Annotated in this window: 18 protein-coding genes; 7 read left to right on the top strand and 11 right to left on the bottom strand. The window is 69.7% G+C overall.

Features of this window, described 5'->3' with window-relative positions; all coding sequences use genetic code 11:
* The first annotated feature begins 19 nt into the window (after nucleotides 1-19).
* Nucleotides 20-898 (top strand): fructosamine kinase family protein, encoded by an 879-nt coding sequence (locus Ate02nite_RS27200; RefSeq protein ID WP_203810503.1) that lies wholly within the window; start codon nucleotides 20-22, stop codon nucleotides 896-898.
* A 49-nt stretch (nucleotides 899-947) separates the two neighbouring features.
* Here the strand turns inward: Ate02nite_RS27200 and Ate02nite_RS27195 are convergent, their stop codons facing one another.
* Together Ate02nite_RS27195 and Ate02nite_RS27190 are read right to left on the bottom strand one after the other, a co-directional pair.
* A complete protein-coding gene (locus tag Ate02nite_RS27195) occupies nucleotides 948-2,576 on the bottom strand; it encodes a cellulase family glycosylhydrolase (RefSeq protein ID WP_203810501.1) in 1,629 nt (542 codons plus the stop codon).
* Between the two features lie 127 nt (nucleotides 2,577-2,703).
* Nucleotides 2,704-3,540: an SGNH/GDSL hydrolase family protein gene (locus Ate02nite_RS27190; RefSeq protein WP_203810499.1), complete on the bottom strand. Its 837-nt coding sequence runs from the start codon at nucleotides 3,538-3,540 to the stop codon at nucleotides 2,704-2,706.
* 168 nt (nucleotides 3,541-3,708) lie between these two features.
* On the opposite strand from Ate02nite_RS27190, the gene Ate02nite_RS27185 reads away from it, so the two are divergent.
* Nucleotides 3,709-4,203, top strand: coding sequence for a GyrI-like domain-containing protein (locus Ate02nite_RS27185; protein WP_203810497.1), 495 nt, complete (start codon nucleotides 3,709-3,711; stop codon nucleotides 4,201-4,203).
* Entirely contained in the window at nucleotides 4,203-5,003 is an 801-nt protein-coding gene (locus Ate02nite_RS27180; protein WP_203810495.1) for an endonuclease/exonuclease/phosphatase family protein, read from the top strand. The genes Ate02nite_RS27185 and Ate02nite_RS27180 overlap by 1 nt, the downstream gene beginning before the upstream one ends.
* Here Ate02nite_RS27180 and Ate02nite_RS27175 read toward each other — a convergent pair.
* Nucleotides 4,970-5,416: a MarR family winged helix-turn-helix transcriptional regulator gene (locus Ate02nite_RS27175; protein WP_203810493.1), complete on the bottom strand. Its 447-nt coding sequence runs from the start codon at nucleotides 5,414-5,416 to the stop codon at nucleotides 4,970-4,972. The two genes, Ate02nite_RS27180 and Ate02nite_RS27175, sit on opposite strands and share 34 nt — an antisense overlap.
* A gap of 60 nt (nucleotides 5,417-5,476) precedes the next feature.
* On the opposite strand from Ate02nite_RS27175, the gene Ate02nite_RS27170 reads away from it, so the two are divergent.
* Nucleotides 5,477-6,526 carry an NAD(P)/FAD-dependent oxidoreductase gene (locus Ate02nite_RS27170; protein ID WP_203810491.1) on the top strand — a complete coding sequence of 350 codons (1,050 nt, stop codon included), beginning with the start codon at nucleotides 5,477-5,479 and terminating at the stop codon, nucleotides 6,524-6,526.
* On the opposite strand, the gene Ate02nite_RS27165 is transcribed toward Ate02nite_RS27170, so the two are convergent.
* Nucleotides 6,454-7,311: an AraC family transcriptional regulator gene (locus Ate02nite_RS27165; RefSeq protein ID WP_203810489.1), complete on the bottom strand. Its 858-nt coding sequence runs from the start codon at nucleotides 7,309-7,311 to the stop codon at nucleotides 6,454-6,456. The two genes, Ate02nite_RS27170 and Ate02nite_RS27165, sit on opposite strands and share 73 nt — an antisense overlap.
* Nucleotides 7,312-7,328: 17 nt before the next feature.
* Between Ate02nite_RS27165 and Ate02nite_RS27160 the strand changes: the two genes are divergently transcribed.
* The gene (locus Ate02nite_RS27160; RefSeq protein WP_203810487.1) at nucleotides 7,329-7,835 is read left to right on the top strand and encodes a VOC family protein; all 507 of its coding nucleotides are present in this window, start codon (nucleotides 7,329-7,331) and stop codon (nucleotides 7,833-7,835) included.
* Nucleotides 7,836-7,839: 4 nt separating this feature from the next.
* Here the strand turns inward: Ate02nite_RS27160 and Ate02nite_RS27155 are convergent, their stop codons facing one another.
* The 4 genes from Ate02nite_RS27155 to Ate02nite_RS27140 all read right to left on the bottom strand — a co-directional run bounded on the left by Ate02nite_RS27155 (nucleotide 7,840) and on the right by Ate02nite_RS27140 (nucleotide 12,417).
* Nucleotides 7,840-9,066 carry a L,D-transpeptidase gene (locus Ate02nite_RS27155; protein WP_203810485.1) on the bottom strand — a complete coding sequence of 409 codons (1,227 nt, stop codon included), beginning with the start codon at nucleotides 9,064-9,066 and terminating at the stop codon, nucleotides 7,840-7,842.
* 80 nt (nucleotides 9,067-9,146) lie between these two features.
* Nucleotides 9,147-10,919, bottom strand: a complete 1,773-nt coding sequence (locus Ate02nite_RS27150) for a CocE/NonD family hydrolase (RefSeq protein WP_203810483.1) — start codon at nucleotides 10,917-10,919, stop codon at nucleotides 9,147-9,149.
* Nucleotides 10,877-11,761 carry an alpha/beta fold hydrolase gene (locus Ate02nite_RS27145; protein ID WP_203810481.1) on the bottom strand — a complete coding sequence of 295 codons (885 nt, stop codon included), beginning with the start codon at nucleotides 11,759-11,761 and terminating at the stop codon, nucleotides 10,877-10,879. The genes Ate02nite_RS27150 and Ate02nite_RS27145 overlap by 43 nt, the downstream gene beginning before the upstream one ends.
* Nucleotides 11,762-11,796: 35 nt before the next feature.
* Nucleotides 11,797-12,417 carry a TetR/AcrR family transcriptional regulator gene (locus Ate02nite_RS27140; RefSeq protein ID WP_203810479.1) on the bottom strand — a complete coding sequence of 207 codons (621 nt, stop codon included), beginning with the start codon at nucleotides 12,415-12,417 and terminating at the stop codon, nucleotides 11,797-11,799.
* 92 nt (nucleotides 12,418-12,509) lie between these two features.
* Here Ate02nite_RS27140 and Ate02nite_RS27135 point away from each other — a divergent pair, with 92 nt between their 5' ends.
* Nucleotides 12,510-13,523, top strand: a complete 1,014-nt coding sequence (locus tag Ate02nite_RS27135) for a pyridoxamine 5'-phosphate oxidase family protein (protein ID WP_203810477.1) — start codon at nucleotides 12,510-12,512, stop codon at nucleotides 13,521-13,523.
* On the opposite strand, the gene Ate02nite_RS27130 is transcribed toward Ate02nite_RS27135, so the two are convergent.
* The 3 genes from Ate02nite_RS27130 to Ate02nite_RS27120 form a co-directional block, all read right to left on the bottom strand.
* Nucleotides 13,510-14,196: a hypothetical protein gene (locus tag Ate02nite_RS27130; protein WP_203810475.1), complete on the bottom strand. Its 687-nt coding sequence runs from the start codon at nucleotides 14,194-14,196 to the stop codon at nucleotides 13,510-13,512. The genes Ate02nite_RS27135 and Ate02nite_RS27130 overlap by 14 nt on opposite strands.
* 37 nt (nucleotides 14,197-14,233) lie before the next feature.
* A complete protein-coding gene (locus Ate02nite_RS27125; RefSeq protein WP_203810473.1) occupies nucleotides 14,234-14,548 on the bottom strand; it encodes an STAS domain-containing protein in 315 nt (104 codons plus the stop codon).
* 112 nt (nucleotides 14,549-14,660) lie between these two features.
* Nucleotides 14,661-15,536, bottom strand: coding sequence for a hypothetical protein (locus Ate02nite_RS27120; RefSeq protein ID WP_203810471.1), 876 nt, complete (start codon nucleotides 15,534-15,536; stop codon nucleotides 14,661-14,663).
* 210 nt (nucleotides 15,537-15,746) lie between these two features.
* Here Ate02nite_RS27120 and Ate02nite_RS27115 point away from each other — a divergent pair.
* Nucleotides 15,747-16,961, top strand: a 1,215-nt coding sequence (locus Ate02nite_RS27115; protein WP_203810469.1) for a Clp protease N-terminal domain-containing protein, incomplete at its 3' end; no start/stop codon positions are given.

Here is a 16,961-nt window from a genome sequence, read left to right as displayed (position 1 = left end):
CGCCCGATAGGCTGGGCCGATGGAGTCGGCGGCGTTCCTGCTCGAGCGCCTGCACCGGGCCGGGATGCGGGACGTCGTCGCGGTGGAGCCGGTGACCGGTGGGCTCGCGGCGCTCGCCGGCATGGCCACCCGGCCGGACGCGCCACCGGTGTTCGTCAAAGCATTTGCCGACGCGCCGAGCGATGACGTCTTCGCCGCGGAGGCGGAGGGACTGGCCGCCCTGCGCGCGAACGGCATGGCGACCCCGGACGTGCTCCTGGCCAACCCGGAACTGCTCGTGTTGTCGGCGCTGCGGCCGAGACCGGGCAGCGAGGCCTTCTGGGAGCGGTTCGCCCACGCGCTCGCCCACCTGCACACCAGCACGGTCCACCCGCGCTTCGGCTGGCACCGGGACAACTGGCTGGGCCGCCGCCGGCAGATCAACACCTGGAACGACGACGGCTACTCCTTCTTCGCGGAGCACCGTCTGCTGCGCTGGCTGGGGGAGCCCCGCGTCGAGGCCGCACTCGACGCTGCCGATCGTGCGGCGCTGGAGCGGCTGTGTCACCGGCTGCCCGAGCTGCTGCCGACCCGCCCGGCCTGTCTGACCCACGGCGACCTGTGGACCCAGAACCTCCTGGCCACCCCGGACGGCCGGCCCGCGCTGATCGATCCGGCGGTGTCCTACATGTGGGCCGAAGTAGACCTCGCGCACGTGTGGACCACCGCACCCCCACCCGAGGCGCACCGGTTCTTCCAGGTCTACGCGGAGCTGACCGCGCTGGACAGCGGCTGGCAGTCCCGCATGCCCATCATCCAGCTGCGCCAGCACCTCGCGGTCCTGGCCCAGTTCGACAACGACTGGGGTGCGGCCGACCTGATCCGCGCGACCGTAGCCCCGTTCCGCACGTCGGCCTGACGCCACGACGGGCCGGCGCCCCAATCGGTCCGGCCCGTCGCGTTTCGGGTCAGCTGCAGGTGGTGCCGTTCAGTTTGAAACCGGTGGGGGCGGCGGCGTTGCCGGTGTGGTTGGCCTGGTAGCCGATGGAGGCTGACGCTCCGGCGGCCAGCGAGCCGTTGTAGCTGGCGTTTGTCGCGGTCACCGTGCCGCTGGTGGGGGAGTAGGTGGCGCTCCAACCCGAGACGATCGTCTGGCCGGTGGCCAGGGTGAAGGCCAGGGACCAGCCGTTTATCGCGGTGGTGCCGGTGTTGGTGATGGTGATGCTGTTGGTCAGGCCGGTGTTCCACGCGTTCACCGCGTTGGTGACCCGGCAGGCGCCGGTGCCGCCGGGGGCCGTCGTCGGCGCGGTGGTGGGAGCCGTCGTCGGGGCCGTGGTCGGCGTTGTCGTCGGCGTCGTGGTGGGGGTGGTGGTCGGCGTGGTGGTGGGAGTTGTGCTGCCGGCCGCGGTGATGATGGCGGTGATCAAGGCCTGCTGGGTCACCGTGGCGTTGGTGCGGTTGAACAGGCCGAAGCCGTGCTGGCCGTTGTAGCCGTTGTCCCAGTAGGCGGTGGCTGCGCCGTACTTCTTGGCGGTGGCCACCAGGGCCTTCGCGTAGTTCACCCGGTACGTGTTGTTCGTCGAGTCGTAGGCCGTCTTGTCGATCGAGCCGTACTCACCCACGAAGACCGGGTATCCGCGTACGACGAAGGCGTCGTACATCTTCTTCAGCATGGTGTCCATGTAGTCCTCCTGGCCCCAGGTCGACTTTTTGGCCGCATTTGTCGCGGCGGCACCCCACTGGGTGATGGTGCCGTCCTCCTGGCCCGCGAAGTCCCACGGGTCGTAGTAGTGGACGGAGATCATGATTCGCTGCTCGGCGCTGGGGATCGAGCTGGAGCGGTTCGTGTCGGTGGGCATGACGAAGCCGTAGTTGCCCGCCGTGTACTCGATGTTGGTGTTCCAACCCGGGATCAGCAGCCACCGTGATGCGTTGGTGCCGCCGGTCTTGCGTACGGTGTCGATGAAGATCTGGTTGTAGGCGTTGATGTTCGAGTAACACGCCGAGGTCGGGTTGCCGTATTGGCCGTCGAACTCCTCGTTCATCGACTCGAAGACGACGTGCTCGTTGTAGCTCTGGAACTTCGTCGCTACCTGTTGCCAGACCTTCTGGTACTTGTCCTTGATCGTGGTCTGGTCGGCGGCGTCGCAGATCAGCCAGGAGCCGGTGATCGACTTGTAGCCGTCGCCGTGCATGTTGATCAGCACGTACAGGCCCTGGCTGTAGGCGTAGTTGACTACCTCGGCGATGCGGGTCAGCCAGGCGGAGTTGACCGTGTAACTGGGGGCGGCGCCGATGTTGCCCAGGTAGGAGACCGGGATGCGGATCGTCTTGAAGCCCGACGCCTTCACCCGGTCGATGAGGGCCTGCGTGACGACCGGGTTGCCCCACGCCGTCTCGCTGGGGACTCCGTTGTTGTTGGCCTCCAGTTGGTTGCCCAGATTCCAGCCGGCGCCCATGTCGGCAACCAGCTGAGGAGCGGTCAGCTGGGCCACGACTTCGGCGGCGGCCGACCTCGTGACGCCGTATGCGACTCCGGTGAAGGTCAGGGCGGCGGCAGCGAACGCCAGCCCGGCCTTCCTTGCGATGGATCTCATGATGTTCCTCTCGTCCGGTCACAGGCGCGGGAACCGGCGGTGGCTCCGATCCGCACCTGCCGAAGAGTGTTGCTACGGGTTTAACTGTGTGTCAATCGAAGCGCTTCGATTTGCGGTAAAGCTAAAGCTAAGAGAGCAGCGAACCGGCGAGCGCGATGTTCTGCGTCTTCAGGGCACCGGTGACCAGCCGCATGATCCGGCGGGCGCCGTACGCCTCGAAGTGGGTGTGGTCGTTGCAGAAGAACTGACCCACCAGCCCGGCGGTGTAATCGCCGTTGTTGGGGCAAAGCCCCAGCGAGTTGTAGTAGTTGACGCTGAGCGTCCGCAGGTCGATGACCGGGGCACCGGTGGCGGTGCCGGCCGCGAAGGTCTCCGGGTAGAAACCGCGGTTCAGCGTCGCGGTGCTGCCCGAGCAGGCGATCGCCGCGACCGGGGTGACCAGCACCGGGAAGGCGCCGCGGGCTTGCGCGGTCTGCGCCATCATGGTCAGCAGCTGCTGGTAACGGGCGCTGCCGACGTGCCGGGGGCAGGCGGTGTCGCCGTCGTTGATGCCGAACTGGATGAACAGGTAGTCGCCGGCCTTCATGCCGTCGAGCGTCTTCTGCCAGTTGGTCGACGGGGTGGTCGAGCTGAGGGTGCACTCGCCGGCCGAGTTCTTGGTCGACGTCACGCCGCTCTCGTAGAGCCAGGTCTGGATGCTGCGACCGGAAACGGCCAGGTTGTTCACCACGATGTTGGTGTGGAACTGGCCGTCGAACTCGGTGGCCCAGCCGACCGGACAGGTGGAGCTGGAGCTGGGATTGGCCATCGTGGAGTCGCCGGCCATCCAGACGTTGGTGGTGGCCGCGGCGGCGACGGCGGCCGCCGGGTCGACCCGGACGCTGCAGCCGGGCGCGGCGGAGGCGGCGGCCGGGGCCGCCAGCGCCAGGGGGATGGCGAGGGCGAGGACGAGCAGTCTGTGCATGATTGCTCCCAAAAGCCGGGGGGACGGATCCTCAGCGTGTGCTCCGGAAAAATCGACAGGCAAGCGCTTACCTGGCCACTGCGCCGGGCGGTAGACCTCGTGCGACGAACGGCATCGACATAGATCAATGGGGCGGAGGGCCGGAGGCGGGACCCCTAGGGTGGTCTGATGGAAATCATCGACGGCCCGGCCGTCGTCGCCATCGCCGACCGGCACTACGCCGGCCTGCGGACGATCACCCCGTTCAAGGGGATGTTCGCGGTGCGCGATCGGCTGATGAAGGAGCTGTACGGCTGGCTCGACGACCACGAGATCGCTACCGGCCGCACGTTCTTCCGGCTGCACGTCGTGGACATGGACGGTCCGATGGACGTCGAGGTGGGCGTGCTCACCGACGGGCCGGTCGAGGGCGACGAGCGGGTGAAAGCCGCGGTGCTGCCGGCCGGCCGGTACGCCACCCTGACCTATACCGGTCACGGCCGCCCGGCCAACGGCGCCCTGATCGACTGGGTCCGGCAGCAGGATCTGGCCCTGGACTGTGTGGCGGATCCGGCCGGTGACCGATTCGGCTGCCGGTACGAGGCCTACCTCACCGATCCCCGGACGGAACGGATGAAGACCCGGTGGCAGATCGAACTCGCGATCCGGCTGGCCGACGACTGATGCGGATCGTGAGTGTCAATGCCTGGGGTGGGGCCCTGGCCGACGACCTGCTCAAGTGGCTGCCGGACAGCGGAGCCGACATCGCCTGCCTGCAGGAGGTGACCCGGACCCCGGGGCTGGGCGGCTGGACGCGCTTCGCCGATGCCGAGCGGAGCCTGCCCCAGCGGGCCGACCTCTTCGACGACGTGCGCGGCGCGCTGCCGCGGCATCAGGCGATCTTCGTGACCAGCGATTCCGGCCCGGTGCACGACGACGCGGGCCGCCGCTACCGGCAGGACTTCGGGCTGGCCACCCTGGTCGGGGAGGGCCTGCCGATCGTCGGGGTCGACTCCGGCTTCGTGCACGGCGAGTTCGCCGACCACGTCGAGTGGCCGGCCACCGGCCGTCCCCGGATCGCCCTCGCGGTCCAGACGGTCGACCGGGACAGCGGCCGGTCGGTGTGGGTGGTGCAGGTGCACGGGCTGCGCGACTCGCACGGCAAGGCGGACACCCCCGAACGGCGCGCGCAGGCCGAGCGGCTGGCCGCGCTGGTGCGCCGGATTCGCGGGCCGCGCGACCTGGTGGTGCTGTGCGGCGACTTCAACCTGTTGCCCGGCAGTGAGACGTTCGGCGTACTGGCCGAGGCAGGCCTGACCGACCTGGTCGGCACCGCCGACACCCGCACGTCGCACTATCCGAAGGCGGTGCGGCACGCCAGTTACCTACTGGTCTCCGACGTCGCGGCGGTCGAGCACTTCGAGATCCTGGCCGGCCCGGAGGTCTCCGATCACCGCGCGCTGGTGCTGGAGATCATCTGCTGACTCCACGCCTGGATGGCGGCGGCCTGCGGGGGCGTGAGCGGCTCGAAGAAGTATCGGCGGATGTTGTCCGCGTGGCCCAGGATCGCGTTGTCGGCGGCGGCGCGGCCCTTGGCGGTCAGGCCGATGCCGGTGCGGCGGCCGCCCGCCCCGGTCTCGGTTCGCTCCACGAGCTCGCGGGTTTCCATCCGGGTGAGCAGGTGGGCGACGCGGCTCTTCTCCCAGTCGAGCGACTCGGCCAGCTCACCGACGCGCATCCGGCCGCCGGGGGCCCGGTGCAGCGAGACGAGGACGCTGAACTCGGCCTTGGAGATGCCGTAGTCCTGTTGCAGGCGGCGGTCCAGCTCACGGGTGAGTAGGCGCTGCGCCTGCATCCAGCTGTTCCAGAGCTCCCACTCCTCGGGTTCCAGCGTCATGGCGGAATCGTACCGGGAGGCCTAGAGTTGACGCGTCAACTCATTCCGGCGGAGGCAAACATGAGCACGGTGGCGGTAATCGGTGGGGGCTACGGCGGGACGATGGTCGCCAAGGCGCTGGACTCCGCGGCGAACGTGACGCTGATCGACCCTCGCGAAGGCTTCGTCAACGCCGCGGCATCGCTGCGGGCGCTGACCCGGCCGGACTGGGCGCACAACGCCTTCTTCTCGTACGAGACTCTGCTTGAACGCGGGCGGGTGATTCGCGACCGGGCCGTCTCGGTGGATCCGAAGGGCGTGACGCTCGGTTCGGGGGAGCGGATCGAGGCCGATTACCTGGTGCTGGCCACCGGTTCCGGCTATTCGTACCCGGCCAAGCCGAACCCCGCGTCGACAAGCATCGCCGAGCAACTGGCCGATCTCCGGGATACGCATCGGGAGCTGGCCGCGGCCGGCCGCGTGCTGATCGTCGGCGCCGGCCCGGTCGGCCTGGAGCTGGCCGGCGAGATCAAGGAGGTCTGGCCCGGCAAGCACGTGGTGATCGTCGACCGGGGGGATCAGCTCCTGCCCGGCTTTCTCCCGGAGGTGCGGGCCGACCTGCACCGCCAGCTGGCCGAACTGGGCGTCGAACTGCGACTGGGCACCACAGACCCGGGCGAGGAGATCGTCGCGGACATCCGGTTCCGTGCGTTCGGGGTCCGGATCAACACCGACTACCTGGCGGACGGGCATCTCACGCCACTTACCGAGCAGGCGACGGTTCCGGTTACCGAGCGCATGAATGTCAACGGCTACGACCACGTCTACGCGATCGGCGACATCACCGCCCTGCCCGATCCCAGGATGGCGTCCTACGCGATGGTGCAGGCCGAGGTGGTGGTGCGGAACATCCAGGCCCAGCTGGCCGGCGACCGGCCGGCCGCCGTGCACCTCTCGACGCCGGATCGGAGGATCCTGCTTCCGCTCGGCACGCGCGGGGGAGTCGGCCAGCTCCCGACGCCGGACGGGGTCGCCGCGGCCACCGCCGAGGTGGTCTATCAGCGCAAGGGTGCCGACCTGTTCACCGCGCGGTTCGCCGAACGATTCGGCGGCGTGGCCAGCTCGCGGTAGGTGCTCAGGGTCAGTCCGAGGACCGACCGGAACTCGTTGGCCAGGTGGGCGTGGTCGCTGTAACCCAGGTCGGCGGCGACGGTGGCCAGCGCGGTGTCCGGTTCGGTGCGCAGGCGCTCGGCGGCCTCCTGCAGGCGACGCCGGCGGATCAACATCAACGGCGGCAAACCCACAAACTTCGAAGCCAGCCGCTGCAGGGACCGGGCCGAGACATTCAGCCGTACGGTCGCGTCCTGAACCCTGCGGATCCCCGGATCCGCTTCGATCGCCTCGACCATCGCGTTGGCCGCCAGCGCCTCCTGATCCGGCGCCGGAACCTCGCCGGCCAGCCAGGTGCTGAAGGCCTCGACGGCCAGCCGGTGCCGATCGCCGGGCCCGGTCATAGCCCGAGACACCATTTCGAACAAAATCGGAAAATCCATGCCCGTGTACGCGTCCCGCAGGCTCGCGGGATCCGGGGCGAAGTGGGGTACCGCGGCGGGGCGCAGCAGGGCCCCGACCGCCCAACCGGTTCCGGTGAGATCGCGGTACGAGCGGCGGGTCGTCGGTCCGGCCAGGCCGACCCCGCCCGACTCGACCACCAGGTTGCAGGCCGGATAGGCGATCACGTGCTGCCGGGAGGTGCGACCCGGCTGGATCTGCCACTCGGGAATCCAGAACCACCGCACCAACTGCGCGACCGGTTCGGGGGCCGGGAGCCGGTCGAGGGTGGGCAGCCGAGCCGGGTAGAGAACACCCCGGGGGGATTCCTGTCGCGAATCTTCAAGCCGCTCGGGGCTGGGCATACCTACGATCCTGACCTATGACTGAGACGAACCGCGCCGCTGACGGCCAGTACACCACGAACGGCACCCCGCACGGCGCCACCTCCCTGACGCCCTTCCTGGCCATCCCGGAGGCCCGCGCCGCGATCGACTTCTACGTGAAGATCTTCGGGGCCCGGGTGGTCGACGTGACCGAGTTCGGTGACGTGGTGGCGCACGCCGTGCTCGACTTCGGCAACGGGCTGCTGCAGCTCGGCGCGCCCCAGCCCGACTACGGCCTGATCGCGCCGCCCGAGGGGGACCAGGACTGTTACTCGATCGGGCTGTACTGCCCGGATGTCGACGCCGTGGTCGCCGCGGCCGAGGCGGCCGGCGCGACCATCCGGGAGGCACCGACGTCGTTCGTGTCCGGCGACCGGTTCGCCAGCATCCGGGACCCGTTCGGGGTGCGCTGGTCGGTCATGACCCGGGTCGAGGACCTGTCCGAAGAGGAGAGCGCCCGCCGGGTGGCCGAATGGGCCAAGCAGCAGGTCCCGGCGAGCTGACCGGTCAGGCGCCGTACTTGTCGAACGCCACGGTCCAGTCGCCGAGGCCGTTCCAGATCTGCAGCTTCCGCGGGCTGTTGGTGACGTCGACGACGTCGCCGAGCAGGAAGTTCTCGTAGACCCACTTGGCGTCGGACACGCTCAGGTTGACGCAGCCGTGCGACAGGTTGGCCCGGCCCAGGGAGTGGTTCCAAGGGGCCGCGTGCAGGAACTCGCCGGAGTAGGTGATCCGGGTGCAGTACTCGATGTCCTCGGCCCCGTAGTAGTTCGGGTCGTTCGGGTCGGTGATGCCGTAACTGGCCGAGCTCATGCTGTGCACGCGCTCCTTGGACAGCACCACGTGCGGGCCACCGGTCGTCCAGTAACTGATGTGCTCGCCGTTCGCGCCGGTGGTCGAGCCGCCCTTACCGAGACTGGACTTCATCGTACGAACGAGTTTGCCGTTGATGTAGACCTTGGTGAGGTGGGTCTTGTTGTCGGTGATCGCGATCAGCTGACGGCCGATGGTGAACCGGGTCGACGCATTTTTCTCGCCGTAGACGCCGTTGCCGAGCCGGACGCCGAACAGGTTGACGTCGACCGTGATCGAGGTGCCGCCGGCCCAGTACTTCGCCGGGCGCCAGTGCACGGTCTTGCCGTCTTTCCAGTAGAACTTGCCCTCGATGGCGGGCGAGGTGGTGATCTCGATGGCCTTCTCGGCGGCCTTCTTGTTGACGGCGCGGCTGAACGCGATGATCACCGGCTGGCCCGCGCCGTACGCCTGGCCCTTCTTCAGCGAGCTCATCGCGTTGGCCCGGAAGGTCGTCTCGATGAGGTGTTGCGGTTTCACCGTGGTGAAGCTGGACTTCTCCTCGGTGGCCGTGCCCGCACTGTCGGTCGCGGTCACCACCACCTGGTACGTCTTGCCGTAGGCCAGCTTTCCGGTGGACCGCCAGGACCCGTCGTCCTGCACCGAACCGGAGATGTGCGTCGTGCCGCTGGTGACGGCGACCGTCTGCAGGGCGCCGTCGCGCACGGTGACGACGATCGGGGTCGACGGGGACACCGTCCTGGACCCGCTGCCCGGGGTCACGCTCAGCCGGACCGGCACGATCGGCGCGCTGGCCTTCTCGTCCAGGTCGGCGCCCGTCTTGGTTTCGGCGCTTGCCGAGCTCGGCGCGGAACCACCGACGGTCGCCGCCGCGGCGGCGACGCCCAGCGTCCCGAGGATTACCTTGCGTCGCTCAATCATGGCACTCGCAATCGAGGGGTCCGGCGTCATCGATGGCCGCATTGAAGATGACGTGGCTGAGGCCGGAAAGGTTACCTCCGCTATCGATCTTTTTGTGGGGAGAGCGAGAAGGTGCCCGTACCGACGCCGGTGAGCGTCCGGGTGTACTGCCGGAGATAGGTGTCCAGGAACGGGGACCGGCCGCCCTGGGTCGGCACGTCGAACCGGGGGTTCTGCAGCGCGAGATCGAGCCGCGCCCGGGTCACCGTGATCGTGTTGCCGGTCGGGGTGTCCCGCCAGCTGCCGCTGCCGATCGTCCCGATCTGTACGCCGAGCTGGTGGCCTTCGGCGATGGTCCAGTCGGTGGACTTCAGGTCGAACGCAACCCGGCCGGCCTGCTCGATCAGCGAGACGTTCTCGTCGAACATCACCGCGGTCCCGCCCGGAGCGACGTCCCACAGGCGGACCAGCACGTTGCCGGGCGCACTGGCGTGCAGCGTGAGCCGCGGTGTGGCGGTGATCCGGATGGCTGACGTGGTCGGCGTCGACCAGCTGAAGTAGCTGTGGGTGTCGTCCGCGAAGCTCTGACCGGCCGGCAGGGTCACCGGGTCGGTGTAGTGCTCCATGTCCCACGGCTGGTCGGCCGGGGCTGCCAGTGCCGAGGCGACGCCGTCATCGACGTACGCTCCGCCGGAAAGATTTGCCCTGGTTTTGTAAGACGGGGTGGGCCAGCTCGACTGTGCGCGCCACGCGGCGGTGTTGTCCTCGATCGCGAAGGCCGGGTCCTGCACCTGCGGGCGGATGCCCTTGAGATAGTGGTCGTAGAAGCGCATGACCTCGTCGAAGAAGCCGGCGCGGCCCTGCAGCAACTGGCCCTGGCCGTTGGTCTCGTTGCCGCGGACGTGCTCCCACTGGCCCAGCCAGCCACGCTCCACGCCGTGGTGGTTGTCCAGGTATTCCTCGGCGTCCTCGGGCTTGGTGTTGTTCTCGATGAAGCCCTGGGTGACGAACAGCGGGGTGCTGGTGCCCCGGGCCTGCGCGGCGAGGTTGCGGGCGCGCCAGTAGGACGAGTCGAGGTCCGGATTGTTGTTGTTCGTCAGGTTGTCGGTGAGGCACTCGGGGTGGGCCGTCTCGTAGGTGGCATTTGCCGTGTAGCGGGCGCTGTCGTCGGGCAGGGCCGCCATCGTGGCGATGCTGTTGTAGGCGTTCGGGGTGCCGGTCACGTTGGGCCGGGGGACGGCGTTGCTGAACAGGTAGTTGTACATGTTCCAGACCGGCTCCTGGGCCACCACCGCCTTCAGCGCGCCCAGGCGGAGGTTGTTGCCGACCAGGCCGGTCACGGCGTCGTACGACTTGCCGTACATGCCGACCCTGCCGGTCGACCACGGGCGGGTCGCCACCCACTGGATCGCGGCCTTGACGTCGGCCTGCTCACCCGGGCCGACCCAGTCGAGGCAGCCGGTGCTTCCGCCGAAGCCGCGCAGGTCGACCATGACGTAGGTGTAGCCGCGGGCGAACAGGCCGGTGCCGCTGGTGAAGTCGGCGAACCGGCTGGACGGGCCGGTCTGGGCCCAGCCCTCCGGCCCGGTCTGGCCCGCGTGGCCGAAGTAGGGGCCGACGGCCAGGATCACCGGGGTACGGGCGTGGGCCGGCAGGCCGGCCGGGCGGAGGACGTCGGCGTGCAGCTCGACTCCACTGTGGTCGGCGGACGGGAAGTAGGCCTCCGTCCACACCGCACCCTCTGGTACGCGTGGGTTCTGCTCGTGGGTGACACCCGGCGGCGGGCCGGCGGCCTCGGCCGGGCCGCCTATCGCGAGAGTCGCCAGCGTGATCAGCGCTGCGGCGGCCGCTGCTGTCCGTCTGCGGATTGCCATCCGAGCCCCCCGAGGGATTGAGAAGCGTCACTGCGATCTCCGACGCTATCAAGCCATTCGCGGAGCAGGGTCAGGAATCTTTCCGGCTGTTCCAGGGACGGGAGGTGGGCTACGTCCGGCCAGTCGACCCGGCGGACCTCGGCCAGGCCCGCGCTCAACCGGTCGGCGGAGTCGTGGGTGGTGGCGAGGTCGTGGCCGCCGATCAGGATCAGGGTCGGCACCTTGAGATCGGCCAGCCGCTCCAGCGCCGGTGGGTCGAGTTCGGCCTCGTCGACGTCCGCCCAGGTGTCGTTGATCTCGAAGGCTCGGCGCTGCATCCGGCGTACGGCATCTTGGAATTGGGGGTTGACCTCGGCCGGATCTCGGCCCGGACCGATCACCCAGGTTTTGATGTTGGCCTCGACGGCGGCCTCGAGGTCGCCGGCGGCCAGGGCGCTGCGCTCGGCGTCGAAGAAGGCCTTGAGGTCGTCGGTCAGCTCGGCGAGCAGGCTGCCGCCCGGCGGGGCGAGCAGCAGCGACCGCACCAGCTGCGGCGCGGTCAGGGCGACCTCGGCGGCGACGCCGGCCCCCATCGACGAGGCGACCAGGTGGCATCGGTCGATGCCGAGGTGGGCGAGCGTGGCGAGGACGTCGTCGACGTGCGAGAGCGTTCCGTCCGGCCGCGCCGCCGACTCGCCGAAGCCCCGCAGGTCGAGCCGCACGGCGTCGCGCTCCCGGCCGATCGCCGCCCATTGCGGCTCCCACATCCGCCGATCGGCAACCCCGGCGTGCACCAGCACGACCGGCGTGCCGCCGGCCCCCGAGACGTGGTCATAGGCAATGCCGAACGGAGTGATGGCCATGCCGCCCATGATGGGCCATAGGTAAAGCGCGGCCGCTACCGATCGCCGCGCAGATAGCGGGTGAGCATGTCGACAAGCTCGCTCTCGACGGTCTCGATCGGGATGGTGCGCGGGGCGGCCATCAGCTTGTGGATGTTCATCTCCACGGTGAACATGATCAGTTCGGCGGCGGTGGCCAGGTCGCGCACCTGGACGTCCGGGTGCCGGGCCAGGACGTCGCGCACCTGGGCGGTGCGCATCTCGCCGTGCCGGTCGATCGTCTCGATCAGTTCGGCCGACACCGGGGCCTGCTCGATCATGATGCGGAGCAGCTGCGGGTCGTCGCTGTGGTTGTCGATGGCGTCGCGGACCAGCGCCCGCACCGTGGCCTCCAGGGTGCCGGGGGAGAGGTCCAGCCCGTCGGCGGCCGTCCAGGTGCCGCGGTCGATGTGCTGGACCAGCAGCTTGGCCAGGATGGCGTCCTTGTTCGGGAAGTACTGATACAGCGAACCGATCGAGATCCGCGCCCGCTCGGCGATGCGGTTGGTGGTGCCGGCGGCGTAGCCGTGTTCGGCGAAAACGTGAGCAGCCGCGGTGAGTATGCGCTCGCGGGTGAGCTCGGCGCGGACCTGGCGAGGGCTGCGACGTGGCTGAAGACGGCGGTCGGCCGGCGGCATCCGGGACCCTCCTCGAAGGCGCGAAAAGCGAGTAGCCAGAGAACTGAGCTATTGCTCACAATAGTGGTGTGAGCAGCGAAAGTAGAAGTCCGATGATCGAGGCTCTGGTCGGCCGGCCGGCACCGATGATCATGCTGAAGCAGGTCAGCGCGCTGGACGAGGGCTGCCGCGCCATCCTCGCCCTCAGCCCGCTCGCGGCCTTCGGTTATCGGGACGCCGCCGGCACCAGCCGGACGACCTTCATCGGCGGGGTCCCGGGGTTCGTCCGCGTCCATTCACCCACGCGAATCTCGTTCGACCTCACCGAGCCCGCCACCCCGTACGGCCCGGTCTCGTTCTTCTTCCTTCTGCCCGGCGTCGGCGAACTCCTGCGCGTCAACGGCACGGTGACCACCCGAAAAGGCCAACAGACAACCATCAAGATCCAGGAGGCGTACGTCCATTGCGCCCAAGCCATCCTCCGGTCCCGCCTCTGGAAGCCACCGGCCCCGCCCGCTTCGCCCACCGGGATCGCCGAGTTCCTGGCGGCGTCGCCGTTCCTCGCGCTGTCCAGCTGGGACGCGTCCGGTGGAAGCGACACCAGCCCGCGCGGTGACCGCTCGACGGTGGCCCGGATGGTGGGCGACCGCACGATCGTCATCCCGGACCGGAAGGGCAACCGGCGCGCCGACACCCTGCACAACCTGCTGCAGGACGACCGGCTCTCGTTCGCCGCGCTGCTCCCCGGACGCGACGAGGTGCTGCACGTCCGCGGCCGCGGCGCGATCACCACCGATCCCGACCTGCTGGAAACCATGGCGCTGCGCGGGATGCCGCCGCACGCGGCCCTGCTCATCGACGTCGAGCAGGCCGAGATGATCGGCAACGAGGCGGTGACCGGCGCGCGGCTGTGGGATCCCGGCACGCACCTGGACCGCGCCACGGCCCCGGACCTGCTCGCGATAGCGGGGAAGCATCTCGCCCTCGCCACCAGCGGTCCACCGGCCGTCCTGATGCGGGCGATGGCGGCGATTCCCGGACTCACCCGGTTGCTGCGCCCGGTGATGAACCGCGCCTACCGCTCCGGCCTGCGGAAAGAGGGCTACGACGACGTCAGGGAGCCGTGACCGCCGGCCGGACCCAGACCCGCAGGTCGCCGACCGGTGCGAACCCGCCGGCCAGGGCGGCGGCTAGCGCCTCCCCACGTTCGTAACCGACGAGCGGCCGGCCGGGGAAGAACGCGCCGGCCACCGCGGCCAACTCGGCCCAATCAACCCCATGCCCGGGTACGGCGTAGACGTTCGACAGGTCGACGGTGCCGCTGCCGAGCCGGGCGACCGCGCCGGCCACGATCCGATCGTCGGCGTACCGGGCCAGGATGCGGAAGTGCGCGCGCTGCAGCAATGGCGGCAACAGCACGTCCCGGGTGTCGTGCCGGCCGGTCCAGGCGAAGAGCTCCGCGGGGCTGGTCACGGCGGCCCACCCGGCCGGCATGCCGGGCGGCGCGGCCGGGCGGTGGATCCAGGTGGCCGAGAACAGCAGCCCCAGGCCGTCGCCGGACAGATCCATGGTCGCGAAGCTGTCCTTCACCCCGCCGCGATCGCGGCCCTCGAGGCGGGCGAGGACCTGATCGGCGGTCACGGCCGGCTCGACGACCACCGCGTCCGAGTGCAGCGGCGGGGGCGTGCCGAGCGCGCTCCAGAGTCCGTCGACCAGCACCGACCCGACGCCGTGCAGGGTGCAGAGATCTTCGTACCAGCCCACACTCGCGTCGACCGCTCCGCGAAGCCGTGGATCCATCCGCCCACCCCTTTCCCGCTCCCCGCTCCCCGCGAGACTAGGCCGCGGCGAGGAGGTGGGCCGCCTGGAGTGTGGTGAGCAGCCACACGATGTGCGGGCGGGCCCCGTGCAGGCGGAAGGAACCGCCGTGGCCGGTGGCCGTGGTGGCCAGGGACACCAGCGTCCGGACTCCGGCGGCGTCGCAGAAGTCCACCCCGGCGAGGTCGACCACGACATGGCGGGCCGGGCTGGTCGCGACCATGTTCTGCAGCCGGTCACCCAGTGGCGTGGCGGTCGCCAGGTCGATCTCGCCGGTCAGCCGGATGGTGAGGAGATCACCGGTGACGACGGCGACGGCCGACGGTGACGGCAATCGGCCGGGAGTCGAATCAGCCGGGCCATTCATCATCCGGACCAACTGGCGGCGACCGGCCGGCGAGACGGCCGGCACCGCACTGTCGCGCCATTCGCAGATTCGGCCCTCCCTAGCTGGAGAGCGGCTCCAGTTCGGCGTCCGATTCGGCGGCCAGCGCGTTGAGGGGCACGGTGCGGATGGCCGATTCGGCGTCCAAGCGCACCCGGTAGGCGGTGGGTGGGCCGGCCTGCTCCCACTCGGCGCCGACCACGGTGCCGGGGCGGCCGCCGACGCGCACCCGTTCGCCCGGTGGGTGGCAGTGGTGCGGTTCGACCAGGAGGGCGTCGAGGATCTGCCGGGTGCCGTCGAGCGAGCTGCGCAGGCTGGTCGACCGCAGTTCCCGGCCGAGTGTGATGGCCGGGTCGCGGACCTTCCGGTCGCGTTCGGCCTCGCCGGCGGTGAGGGCGGCCTCCACCCGGACCCACAGTTGCCAGCGGTCGAGGTCGAGCAGTCGCCGGGCGGCCCGGTCGACCGCGGCGCAGGCGATGTCGACGGCGGTTTCCTCACCGAGTTCGGCGGCCCAGGTGAGTTCGTCGGTAGGGGGGAGCAGATGTGGTGATTCGTGGGCTACCACGGCGTACAGCATGGCTAGGGCAGTTTCGCGGCCTTCGCCGTGATAGAGCGGACCGATCCCGGCGGTGGCGCGAAGCGGCGGGAACCGCGTGGCCAGATGGGCCGCGCGGCCGAGCGGAAGCTCGGCGGCCAGCCGGGTGTCCCGCACCCGGGCGTTGAAGGTGCGATGTTCGCGCGCAGCGAACATCCAGGCCCGGTGCTCGTCGCCGCCGATCGGGAAACCGGGCCGCGGCGGCTCGGCCGGCGCCGGGGTCTGGGCCGTGAGCAGGCGCGCAGCGACCGAATAGGCTACGCCGAGCTCGGCCGCCAGGGCTCGGATCGCGCGTTTACGGGCGCGATCGGGTACGGGTCGTCGGCCTTCGGTTCCGCTCATCGTGGTCCTCCCTCGCTCATCGTAGGTCGGAGTCGCGGTAGGGTCAGAGGGCAGCGCGCCTGCACGAGCGTAGCGAGGCCCCCCACGCGGGCCGAGCGTCAACGCCAAGAGGCTCCGACTCAGCGCACGCGACACTTGTCCACTTCCGCGCGTCCGCGTGCGTTTCCTTGGGCGAGGGGCGTGGGGCTTCGCCGCGAGGACGTGATTTCCGTGTTCGAGCGGTTCACCGACCGTGCCCGTCGCGTTGTCGTCCTGGCCCAGGAAGAGGCCCGGATGCTCAACCACAACTACATCGGGACCGAGCACATTCTGCTCGGCCTGATCCACGAGGGCGAGGGTGTTGCCGCCAAGGCTCTGGAGAGCCTGGGCATCTCGCTCGAAGGGGTCCGGCAGCAGGTCGAGGAGATCATCGGCCAGGGTCAGCAGGCGCCGAGCGGGCACATCCCGTTCACGCCGCGGGCCAAGAAGGTGCTGGAGCTGTCGCTGCGCGAGGCGCTGCAGCTCGGGCACAACTACATCGGCACGGAGCACATCCTGCTCGGGCTGATCCGTGAGGGCGAGGGCGTCGCCGCCCAGGTGCTGGTCAAGCTCGGCGCCGACCTCAACCGGGTCCGCCAGCAGGTCAATCAGCTGCTCTCCGGTTACGAGGGCAAGGAGCCGGTCGCGCCGGGCGAGCCGACCGCGCCGTCGACGTCGACGATTCTCGACCAGTTCGGCACGAACCTCACCCAGTCCGCCCGGGAGGGCAAGCTCGACCCGGTGATCGGCCGGGAGAAGGAAATCGAGCGGGTCATGCAGGTGCTGTCCCGCCGGATGAAGAACAACCCGGTGCTGACCGGCGAGCCGGGCGTCGGCAAGACCGCCGCGGTGGAGGGCCTGGCCCAGGCCATCGTCAAGGGCGAGGTCCCCGAGACGCTGAAGGACAAGCAGCTCTACACCCTGGACATGGGGTCGCTGGTCGCCGGCTCGCGGTACCGCGGTGACTTCGAGGAGCGCCTGAAGAAGGTGCTCAAGGAGGTCGGCACGCGCGGCGACATCATCCTGTTCATCGACGAGATCCACACCCTGGTGGGTGCGGGCGCGGCCGAGGGTGCGATCGACGCGGCCTCGATCCTCAAGCCCATGCTGGCCCGGGGTGAGCTGCAGCTGATCGGCGCGACGACCCTCGACGAGTACCGCAAGTTCGTCGAGAAGGACAAGGCGCTGGAACGCCGCTTCCAGCCGATCCAGGTGGCCGAGCCGTCGCTGGCGCACACCATCGAGATCCTCAAGGGTCTGCGTGACCGTTACGAGGCGCACCACCGGATCAGCATCACCGACGCGGCCCTGGTCGCGGCGGCGACGCTGGCCGACCGGTACATCTCGGACCGGTTCCTGCCGGACAAGGCGATCGACCTGATCGACGAGGCCGGCGCCCGGATGCGG

The sequence above is a fragment of the Paractinoplanes tereljensis genome (assembly GCF_016862435.1).
In the GTDB taxonomy this organism is placed as follows: Bacteria; Actinomycetota; Actinomycetes; order Mycobacteriales; family Micromonosporaceae; genus Actinoplanes; species Actinoplanes tereljensis.
The sequence above is the reverse complement of the archived record's forward strand: the minus strand, read 5'-3'. Positions and strand labels throughout refer to the sequence as shown.